This is a genomic window from Martelella mediterranea, assembly GCF_004342225.1.
In the GTDB taxonomy this organism is placed as follows: domain Bacteria; phylum Pseudomonadota; class Alphaproteobacteria; order Rhizobiales; family Rhizobiaceae; genus Martelella; species Martelella mediterranea_B.
In genome coordinates this window covers 1-9,501 of the sequence record NZ_SMAR01000061.1, presented here as the reverse complement: position 1 = coordinate 9,501, position 9,501 = coordinate 1, and the positions used below count along the sequence as shown (strand labels likewise).

The window sequence follows — 9,501 nt, the reverse complement described above, 5'->3', positions numbered from 1 at the left end:
GCCCCGACACGCCTGCCGAGCTTGATGTAAAGCGACACTGCTCGCATTCTATCGTCGTATGAATACATGAACTAACTCCTCTTAGTCCAAGTTTTTGTCCGCACCCCCCCAGCCTACAGGGTCACTTCTCAGCAGAAATCAACACTTCGGCGGCCTTTACAACGCCATCGCGGCAAGGGGAACAGCGACATGATCCCGACCGCACGTCCGAAACTGCGCTTTCTTGGCGCCGCCGGGACGGTGACGGGATCGCGCTATCTGGTCGAGGCCCTGGGGCGGCGCATTCTGGTCGATTGCGGGCTGTTCCAGGGCTTCAAGCAGTTGCGGGCGCGCAATCGCAAACCTTTCCCTGTGCGTGTCAACACCATCGACACTGTGCTGCTCACCCATGCTCATCTGGACCATTCGGGATATCTGCCGACACTGATCCGGGCGGGGTTTCGCGGGCGGGTTCTTTGCACAGAAGCAACGGCAGATCTGTGCGGGCTTATTCTGCCCGACAGCGGCCATATCCAGGAAGAAGAGGCGCGCTTTGCCGCGCGGAGGGGATATTCCAAACACAAGAAGCCAAAACCGCTCTATACGCTCAAGGATGCAAAGGCCGCGCTGGACCGCTTTGATCTTCAACCGTTCGACCGGCGAATAGATTTAGGCGACGGCATCGCGGCCCGTTTCATTCCGGCGGGGCATCTGCTCGGGGCGGCGCAGATCCGGCTTGAGGTCGGCGGCAGGGTTGTCCATTTCAGCGGCGATCTGGGCCATGATCCCGATCCGCTGATGCGACCGCCCCAGCCATTCGGCGGAGCAGATGTTCTGGTCTGCGAGTCCACCTATGGCAACCGGTCCCATTCCGACGTGGACCCAGAAGCCGAACTGGCACCGATCCTCAAACGCACCTTTGCCCGCGGCGGCACGGTGCTGATCCCGTCCTTTGCCGTCGGACGGGTGCAGGGGCTGATGCTGCACATTGCGCGATTGATGGAGCGCGGCGATATTCCCTATGTCCCGGTGTTCCTCAACAGCCCGATGGCGGTGAATGCGACCGAGATCTATCACCGTCATCACGCCGAGCACCACGTCAGCCGCGAAGACTGCATTGCGATGTTCGAGATCGCCAAGAGGGTAAACACGGTCGAGCAATCCAAGGAGCTGAACACGCGCCAGGGCCCGATGATCATCGTCTCCGCCAGCGGAATGCTGACCGGCGGGCGTATCCTGCACCATCTGGCCAGCTTCGGCGGCGATCGGCGGAACGCGATCTTGCTCTCCGGTTTCCAGGCCGGTGGCACGCGCGGCGCGGCGCTGGCCGGAGGCGCGCGGACATTGCGCATGTTCGGACGGGAGTTCCCGATCGAGGCCGAAGTGGTTCAGCTCCAGTCCTTTTCCGGACATGCCGATGCCGATGAGATCCTGCGCTGGATGTCCGCCGGTCCCGCCCCCGAGATGACCTATCTCACCCATGGGGAACCTGTCGCCGCCGATACCCTGCGATTTCGCGTCGAACACGAGCTAGGGCGATCCGTGCGCGTGCCCGAACATCTCGAACCCGTCTACCTGGACAGGCCGCGATGACCGAAACGCTTGCCCTCGTTTCCTCCGGCATCGACACCTACCGGCAGCCGGTCGTCTATATGCATGAAGACTGTCACATCTGCCGTTCCGAGGGGTTTGCTGCCCAGACACGCATACGGATCGACCTGAAGGACCGCTGGATCATCGCGACCCTGAATGTCGTCGGCCGCGGAGCATGGCTTGCCGTGGACCAGGCGGCATTGTCCGTTTCCGCCTGGGCCGCGCTTGGCGCTGAGATTGGAGACGACGCCGCTTTCTCGCACCCTGAACCGCCCGCTTCCGCGTCTATGATCCGGGCGAAAGCCTATGGCGAAAGACTGGATCAGGCCGGTTTCGCAGGAATCGTCAGCGACACTCTCAACAGTCGGCTTTCGGATCTCGACCTTGCCGCCTTCGTGACCGCCTGCGCCGGCGACAGGCTGAACGAGGCCGAAACCGTGGCGCTGACCCGCGCCATGAAGGAAGCAGGGCAGACGCTCGACTGGGGGCAGCACACTGTCCTCGATAAGCATTGCGTCGGCGGATTGCCGGGCAACCGCACGACACCCATCGTCGTCGCCATCGTCGCGGCGGCGGGGTATCTGTTCCCCAAGACGTCCAGCAGGGCGATCACCTCGCCGGCGGGGACGGCCGACACGATGGAGGTCATGGCGCCCGTCGCGCTTGACGCCGCCGCGCTGCGCCGGGTGGTCGAAGCCGAGGGCGGTTGCCTCGTCTGGGGTGGCGGGCTCGCCCTCAGTCCTGCCGACGATCATTTCATCCGTGTCGAACGCCCCCTCGATTTCGACTCCACCGATCAACTCGTTGCGAGCGTACTGTCGAAAAAGGCGGCCGCCGGTGCCACCCATGTTCTGATCGACATGCCGGTCGGACCAACGGCCAAGGTGCGGTCTGCCGGAGCGGCGGAGGCTCTCGGGATACGGCTGTCTTCGGTGGCCAAGGCCTTGGGTCTGAACCTGGCGCTGCATATCAGCGACGGCATGGCTCCTGTGGGACGCGGCATCGGCCCGGCATTGGAAGCCATGGACGTGCTGGCGGTTCTGCGGCGCGCGCCGGACGCGCCTGTCGATCTGCGCGCACGGGCGCTGGATCTGGCCGGACATCTTCTAGACCTGGCACCGGACGCCGTTGTGGGGCAGGGTCGGGTCCGCGCGCAGTCGCTTCTCGATAGTGGTGCAGCGGAGGCAAAGTTCATGGCAATTTGCGCGGCGCAGGGCGGTTTCCGCGAACCCGGAACCGCAGCGCAGCAGATCGAAATACGCGCCCCCCATGCGGGCCAGTTGACCGCCATCGACAACCGACGCATCGCACGCATCGCCAAGCTGGCCGGTGCCCCGCGTCAGAAGAGCGCAGGCGTCCGCCTTCTGGTGCGGATCGGGGATCATATGGACAAGGGCCAGCCGCTCTATGAACTCCATGCCGAGACACCAGGCGAACTGGCCTATGCCCTGGCCTATGCCGAGTCCCAGACCGGCGTGCTGACGCTGTCCGAGGCAGTGTCATGATCCTTGTCGCGTTTCCCGAGATGAGGCCGCTTGCCGAAGACCTGGCACTCGCGCTTGGGGCGGACCTGCTCGCTCTCGGCTGGCACCACTTCCCCGATGGCGAAAGCCTGATTTCGCTGCCCGGCGATCTGGACGGGGCCGATGTGGCATTTCTGGCGACTTTGCGCGATCCCGATCGCCTTGCCCTGCCCTTGCGCTTCGCCGCGGCGACGGCGCGCGAGATGGGCGCGCGTCGCGTCGGATTGATCGCGCCTTATCTTGGCTACATGCGGCAGGACCATCGCTTCGAGCGCGGGCAGGCGGTAAGCGCACCGCTGTTCGCGCAATTCCTGGGGGAAAGTTTCGACTGGCTGGTGACCGTGGATCCGCATCTGCACCGCATCGCGCGGCTGCAAAATGTCTTCCCGATGCCTGCCATTCGCGCCGTATCCGCCCCGCTGCTTGCGACCTGGATCAGCACGAACCTGCCAGACGCCGTTCTTCTGGGCCCTGACAGCGAAAGCCAACAATGGGTGGCTGAGGTGGCCCGGCTGGCCGGACGGCCCTATGAGGTCTTGCGCAAGGTGAGATCCGGTGACCGCAGTGTCGATGTCAGTGTGCCCGAAAGCGCGGCGCTGCGCGAAGGCACACCGATGATCCTCGACGACATCGCGTCTTCGGGGTCCACGATGGCTCGTGCCGTCGAAAGGTTGCTTGCGGCCGGAACCGCCGCGCCTGTCTGCCTGGCTATCCATGCGGTCTTTGCGCACGGCGCTCAGGACGCCATTCTGTCGGCTGGTGCGGCAAGGATCATCACCACCGACACCATACCCCATCCAACGAATGCGATCGGAATTGCCGGTTTATTGGCCGAAGCGATCCTTTCTGTGGTGACAGCCCTTGACCTTCCAGTTGCCGGAACAATTAGGCTGGACCCGAATCACGCCGAGAGGACAACCGAATGAACGACCAAGTAAGCCATGCTTCACATGAAACCGAATCCAACATTTACGCCTGCCCGATGCACCCTGAGGTACGGCAGAACGGTCCGGGCGATTGCCCGAAATGCGGGATGCATCTTGTGCCCGAGGCGGAGCTCGACAGCCATGCCGGGCATGATCACCACGGTCATGACCATAACGCTGGTGCCGCCCCGGCGGACGGCAGATACGATACCGTCCCGGAGGGCTATGACGGCGCCGTCTACACCTGTCCGATGCACCCGCAGGTTCGCCAGGTCGAGCACGGCTCCTGCCCGATCTGCGGAATGGGGCTGGAGCTTGAGTCCGGGGTCCCGATGGACGACGGCCCGAACCCCGAACTGGTGGATTTCACCCGGCGTTTCTGGGTTGGCACGGTACTGACCATTCCGCTTCTGATCCTCACCATGGGTCCCTATCTCGGCTTCCCGGAAGTGCGAGAGATTTTCGGCGAGCGCGCAACCCTCTGGATCGAGTTGGTTCTCGGAACCCCGGTTGTTCTTTGGTGCGGCTGGCCGTTTCTGGTTCGGGGCTGGAATTCGTTCCGGACGATGAATCTCAACATGTTCTCCCTGATCGGTATGGGGGTAATCGCGGCCTGGCTCTTCAGCGTCGTCGCCGTTCTGGCACCCGGCATATTCCCGGACGGATTTCGCGACGCCGAAGGTCATGTCGGCGTCTATTTCGAGGCGGCGGCGGTGATCGTGACGCTTGTGCTGCTTGGCCAGGTGATGGAATTGCGCGCCCGTGAAGGCACTGGCAAGGCGATCCGCGCGCTTCTCGACATGGCGGCAAAGACCGCGCGGGTCATCCGGGACGACGGATCCGAAGAGGAGATTCCGCTGGAGGATGTGCAGGTCGGCGACCGGCTGCGCGTGCGTCCCGGAGACAAGGTGCCGGTAGATGGCGTGGTTCTGGAAGGCCGGTCCTCAGTCGACGAAAGCATGATCTCCGGAGAACCCGTGCCAGTCGAGAAGACCGAGGGCGACCCGTTGACCGGTGCCACCATCAACGGCACCGGCAGCCTCGTGATGGAGGCGACGCGGGTCGGATCCGACACGATGCTGGCGCAGATCGTCGAGATGGTCTCCAACGCGCAACGGTCGCGCGCACCGATCCAGAAGTATGCCGACAAAGTGGCGGGATATTTCGTTCCGGCCGTGATCGGTATCGCGCTCCTGTCCTTCATCGCATGGGCGATCTGGGGGCCCGCGCCTGCGCTGTCCTACGCATTGATCTCGGCTGTCGCCGTGTTGATCATCGCCTGTCCCTGTGCGCTCGGCCTCGCCACGCCGATGTCGATCATGACGGCGACGGGGCGGGGGGCCCAGGCCGGGGTACTTATCAAGAACGCCGAGGCGCTGGAGCGGTTCGAGAAGGTCGATACCCTGATCGTCGACAAGACCGGCACGTTGACGATGGGCAAGCCGCAGCTTGTCGCCGTCCTGCCGCAACCCGGTCACGACGAGGCCGAGGTCCTGCGTCTCGCCGCATCGCTGGAGCGCGGATCGGAACACCCGCTTGCCGAGGCCATCGTGCGCGGCGCGGAAGAGCGCGATGTGAAGATGGCGAATGCCGACGACTTCGAGGCGGTCACCGGCAAGGGCGTCAAGGGGGTCGTCGACGGCAAAGCGGTCGCGCTCGGCAATCTGGCGATGATCCGGGACCTTGGCCTTGAGGCGGGCGACCTGACCGCCAAGGCAAATGCCCGTCGCGACGAGGGCGAGACAGTAATGTTCGTGGTGCTGGATGGCAAGATCGCCGGTCTTGTCGGGGTCGCTGACCCGGTGAAGGAAACCACACCCGCCGCCATCAAGGATCTGCATGAATTGGGGTTCCGCGTTATCATGGCGACCGGAGACAACGAACGCACGGCCAAGGCCATCGGCGCGCGTCTGGGCATAGACGAGATCCGGGCCGATGTGCTGCCGGAGGACAAGGCACGGATCATCAAGGAATTGCAGCAGCAGGGCCGCAAGGTCGCGATGGCCGGCGATGGCGTCAATGACGCACCGGCCTTGGCACAGGCCGATGTCGGCATTGCCATGGGCACCGGGGCCGATGTGGCCATCGAAAGCGCGGGCATCACACTGGTCAAGGGCAACCTCGACGGTATCGTGCGCGCACGGCGGCTCGCACGGGCCACCATGCGTAATATCCGGCAGAACCTGTTCTTCGCGCTGATCTACAACGCCTCTGGCGTGCCTGTCGCGGCGGGGGTGCTGTTTCCGTTCTTCGGCATCCTCATCAGCCCGATGTTTGCCGCCTTCGCCATGAGCGCCTCGTCGATCTCGGTGGTGCTCAATTCGCTGCGCCTTCGCGGCGCAAAGATCTAGAAAGGAAGCCACAACGTGACCCATCAACCTGATCCATCACATGTTAATCAAAGTCAATCGGAGCATGCCCCCCGCCCGCCCTCATTCTGGCGATCACGCGCCGGCATCTATCTGATCGTTGCGCTGGCAGTTGGCGGCCTTCTCCTGGGTTACGAGCACCGGGTGCACATCCTGAGCAGCGGATTGCTGATCTGGCTGCCATTGCTGCTTTGCGTTGGAATGCACTTCTTTATGCACGGCGGTCATGGAGGCCACGGCGGGCACGGTAAGGGAGACGACCAGTAATGACCGATGCAGGTGCTTCCTATGGACTCTGGCTGCTAGTATTTATCAATTCGGCGGTGTTCATCATTTTCGCCTTCAGTTTCTTCAAGCCGCAGACAAAACGCGACTGGCGCAGTTTTGGAGCGTTCAGCGCCTTTGTCGTAGCTCTCTTCACCGAGATGTATGGGTTCCCGTTGACCATCTTCTTTCTTTCCGGCTGGCTGCAATCGACCTGGCCGGAGGTAGACTGGTTTGCCCACGACAGCGGACATCTCCCCGAAATGATGTTCGGCTGGCAATCGAACCCGCATTTCGGGCCGTTCCACCTCCTGAGCTTCGTCTTTATCGGCGGCGGCTTCTGGCTCATATCCGTGGCATGGTACCATCTGTGGAACGCGCAGCGTCAGGGGTTGCTTGCGACGACAGGCCCCTATGCCCGCATTCGCCATCCCCAGTATGTGGGGTTCGTGCTGATCATGCTGGGTTTTCTCGTGCAATGGCCGACCCTCCTGACGCTCGCGATGTTCCCGGTGCTGGTCTGGATGTACGCACGGCTTCACGCTTTATCGACTTCGGCCAGATTTTCCTGCCATCGGTCGAGAGCCCGACCTTGAAGCCCCAGATGTCCACTGACGCCATTCTTCCCTCCTGATTTCAAAGGTAGGGAGAAATTACCATCCGCCGATTTGGCTTCGATAGCCCCAATCAGAGGGGGCAATTGCAACGCTTACACTGCTCTCGGGAAGATCTAAAATCTTAAGTAGCGCGAATCGAGGCTGGTAGATGTAACCTAAGCCTTGCGGCGCAGCCGAGTAGGGAGAGGTATCAGGTGCCATAGGCAACACTGAGACCATTGTCGCTCGCGCGCAGAATCGCGTGCATTAAGTCCCCCCAAACGTTGCGCACAAGAAATGCGCTTCGCTAGTAACCATATTGGGAAAAACGAGAACTACAATGCAAAATTGCTTCTAAACTCAGGAGACATGCTCATCTGAGACTGTGACCGCAAGTGAAGTGATTATGCGGTGATGACGGACTCACTGCCCTCGACCTGGGCCGCCATCGCCTCCTCCTGCACGGCGGCTCTGCTGAGCAATCCGGCATCCTCCAGCGCTTCGATATCCGGCAGATCGCGGAGCGTCTCCATCCCGAATGCGGAGAGGAAGTGCCGGGTGGTGACGTAGGTATACGGCGCGCCCGGCGTTGGGCTGCGGGGACCGGAGGCGATGAGAGCGGCGTCGCGCAGGGACCCGATCGTGTCGCGGCTGACCTCCTTGCCGAAGATTTTTGAGAGTTCGGCGCGGGTGATGGGCTGGAAGTAGCCGATGGCCATCAGCACCGTGGATTCGAACTCAGAGAGCGCGGCCATTCCGCCTCGGGTTGGCGCGGCCGAGGCGCGGATGGCGTCGGCATAGGCCGGGCGGCTGCGGTGCTGCCAGCCGCCGGCGACCGGGACGATCTCGTAGGGCCGGCCGGTGAGTTCTTCGCGGAGATCGTCGATCAGGAGATCGATGCTGCAGTCCTTGCCGACCACGCGAGCCAGCGTCTCGCGGGTGACCGGCTCGGCGGCGGCGAAGATCACGGCCTCGACGCGGAGCATCCATTCCCGCCAGCGCAGATCGGGCGGGAACTGATCCAGTTCACGATCAAAGAGACGTTCGCCTCCCGCCTTTCGATCTGCGGCGTTCGCTTTCCTGCGGCGGGACGGCCTGTTCTCTGCTGTTCCGGCCATCGTCACAACCCGTAAATCCGGAAAGAGGGACGGTCCGACAATTCGCGCACGGCGCCGAAACTTTCGAGCCGTTCGAACAGGCGGCTTGCCGCCCAGCGGGAAAGATTGCTGCCGGGTGCGCTCGCCGGCATCGCATCCTCGTCCAAAAGTTTTTGAATGACGGGGTCCGCGCCTTTGGTCCGCACCTTCGGCGCCATGGTCACAAGAACATCCGCCCGGCGCGCGATCGTATCTGCTGCCCGCAATGCGGCCCCGGCTCCATCAGCAAGTGCGAGGCAGACAGCACGGGCGAACGCCGGTTTACCCGGCCGCACACGCCCCCTGCCCCCGATGGTCCGAAACGCAGGGCCGTAACGCTCCGCCATCGTCAAAGGCACGGGCCGGTCCCACTTCAACAGGGTTGCGATCATCATGTCGGCCAGGGCCCAGGCCAAAGGTTCGGCATCGGGGCGGTCGCGGTAGATGGCCGAGACGAGTTCAGCCACGACAAAGGGAACGGCGCGTCCGGACTGGAGTGCGGTTTCCGCCAGCTCTGGGAGAGCGGCGAGCTGGTCGTCAAAGGCGAGCCCCATCAGATCGGCAAGATCGGCGACCTGTTTTACGGAAAAACCGGGTTTTCGGGTGGCGAGCCTTTTGTAGGCCAAAACCATCTTGCCAGCGGGGCCCGGATCGTCACCGGCGGCGGTGAGTAGAACGGCGTCGCGCAGCGCCGCCTCGTCCTCGTTGCGTCCGATCAGGCGGATGGCGGATGCGGCGCATTTCAGGGCCTGACGGGAACGCCAGCAGCCGACCCAAGCGGGTTCCGATCGGACAAGATCATCGAGCGATTTCAGGGCGATATCGGCGGAGAAGGCGGCATCGGCTTCGGTGGCATCGCGTCCGCGCGGACTCGTCCATCCCAGCATGGCCGCGGCGGGCGTGACGGTGTTGGCAGGTGTGGTTGCGCGCGAATCCATAGCACCGAAGCTACAGGATAAGAGCAGTTAATGCCATTGAATTCGACACAAACCGCACAGCTTGTCTTTTTGTCATTATGAATGATAATGTTGTATTATCGTTCATAATACTCATTATAAAGAAAAAGCCCATTTCGAGGCCCTCAATGTCCGAAAACGACGCCGATCCGCACGCCA

8 protein-coding genes are annotated in these 9,501 nt (G+C 62.7%); 6 read left to right on the top strand and 2 right to left on the bottom strand.

What is annotated here, in order from left to right; translation table 11 throughout:
* The first annotated feature begins 189 nt into the window (after positions 1-189).
* Genes EDC90_RS19750 through EDC90_RS19725 form a run of 6 tightly spaced genes read left to right on the top strand, consistent with a single transcriptional unit; the run spans position 190 to position 7,250 of the window.
* The gene (locus tag EDC90_RS19750; protein ID WP_132314246.1) at positions 190-1,572 is read left to right on the top strand and encodes an MBL fold metallo-hydrolase RNA specificity domain-containing protein; all 1,383 of its coding nucleotides are present in this window, start codon (positions 190-192) and stop codon (positions 1,570-1,572) included.
* The gene (locus EDC90_RS19745) at positions 1,569-3,077 is read left to right on the top strand and encodes a thymidine phosphorylase family protein (protein ID WP_132314245.1); all 1,509 of its coding nucleotides are present in this window, start codon (positions 1,569-1,571) and stop codon (positions 3,075-3,077) included. The genes EDC90_RS19750 and EDC90_RS19745 overlap by 4 nt, the downstream gene beginning before the upstream one ends.
* Complete coding sequence (locus EDC90_RS19740) at positions 3,074-4,021, top strand: ribose-phosphate diphosphokinase (RefSeq protein ID WP_018065791.1); 948 nt, start codon at positions 3,074-3,076, stop codon at positions 4,019-4,021. Before EDC90_RS19745 ends, EDC90_RS19740 begins: the two co-directional genes overlap by 4 nt.
* A gap of 56 nt (positions 4,022-4,077) precedes the next feature.
* Positions 4,078-6,372 (top strand): copper-transporting P-type ATPase, encoded by a 2,295-nt coding sequence (locus tag EDC90_RS19735; protein ID WP_245511149.1) that lies wholly within the window; start codon positions 4,078-4,080, stop codon positions 6,370-6,372.
* Between the two features lie 15 nt (positions 6,373-6,387).
* Positions 6,388-6,657 (top strand): DUF2933 domain-containing protein, encoded by a 270-nt coding sequence (locus EDC90_RS19730; protein WP_079921059.1) that lies wholly within the window; start codon positions 6,388-6,390, stop codon positions 6,655-6,657.
* Entirely contained in the window at positions 6,657-7,250 is a 594-nt protein-coding gene (locus EDC90_RS19725; RefSeq protein WP_132314244.1) for a methyltransferase family protein, read from the top strand. Before EDC90_RS19730 ends, EDC90_RS19725 begins: the two co-directional genes overlap by 1 nt.
* A 404-nt stretch (positions 7,251-7,654) precedes the next feature.
* Here EDC90_RS19725 and scpB read toward each other — a convergent pair whose 3' ends face one another.
* Together scpB and EDC90_RS19715 are read right to left on the bottom strand one after the other, a co-directional pair.
* Entirely contained in the window at positions 7,655-8,368 is a 714-nt protein-coding gene (scpB, locus tag EDC90_RS19720; protein ID WP_132314243.1) for an SMC-Scp complex subunit ScpB, read from the bottom strand.
* A gap of 2 nt (positions 8,369-8,370) precedes the next feature.
* Positions 8,371-9,324: a DUF1403 family protein gene (locus EDC90_RS19715; RefSeq protein WP_132314242.1), complete on the bottom strand. Its 954-nt coding sequence runs from the start codon at positions 9,322-9,324 to the stop codon at positions 8,371-8,373.
* Positions 9,325-9,501: the final 177 nt, after the last annotated feature.

Bases quoted from the DNA above. Each gene is read 5' to 3' on its own strand.
- EDC90_RS19740 (WP_018065791.1), top strand. From the start codon at position 3,074: ATGATCCTTGTCGCGTTTCCCGAGATGAGGCCGCTTGCCGAAGACCTG.
- EDC90_RS19715 (WP_132314242.1), bottom strand. From the start codon at position 9,324: ATGGATTCGCGCGCAACCACACCTGCCAACACCGTCACGCCCGCCGCG.
- scpB (WP_132314243.1), bottom strand. From the start codon at position 8,368: ATGGCCGGAACAGCAGAGAACAGGCCGTCCCGCCGCAGGAAAGCGAAC.
- EDC90_RS19725 (WP_132314244.1), top strand. From the start codon at position 6,657: ATGACCGATGCAGGTGCTTCCTATGGACTCTGGCTGCTAGTATTTATC.
- EDC90_RS19735 (WP_245511149.1), top strand. From the start codon at position 4,078: ATGCACCCTGAGGTACGGCAGAACGGTCCGGGCGATTGCCCGAAATGC.
- EDC90_RS19745 (WP_132314245.1), top strand. From the start codon at position 1,569: ATGACCGAAACGCTTGCCCTCGTTTCCTCCGGCATCGACACCTACCGG.
- EDC90_RS19750 (WP_132314246.1), top strand. From the start codon at position 190: ATGATCCCGACCGCACGTCCGAAACTGCGCTTTCTTGGCGCCGCCGGG.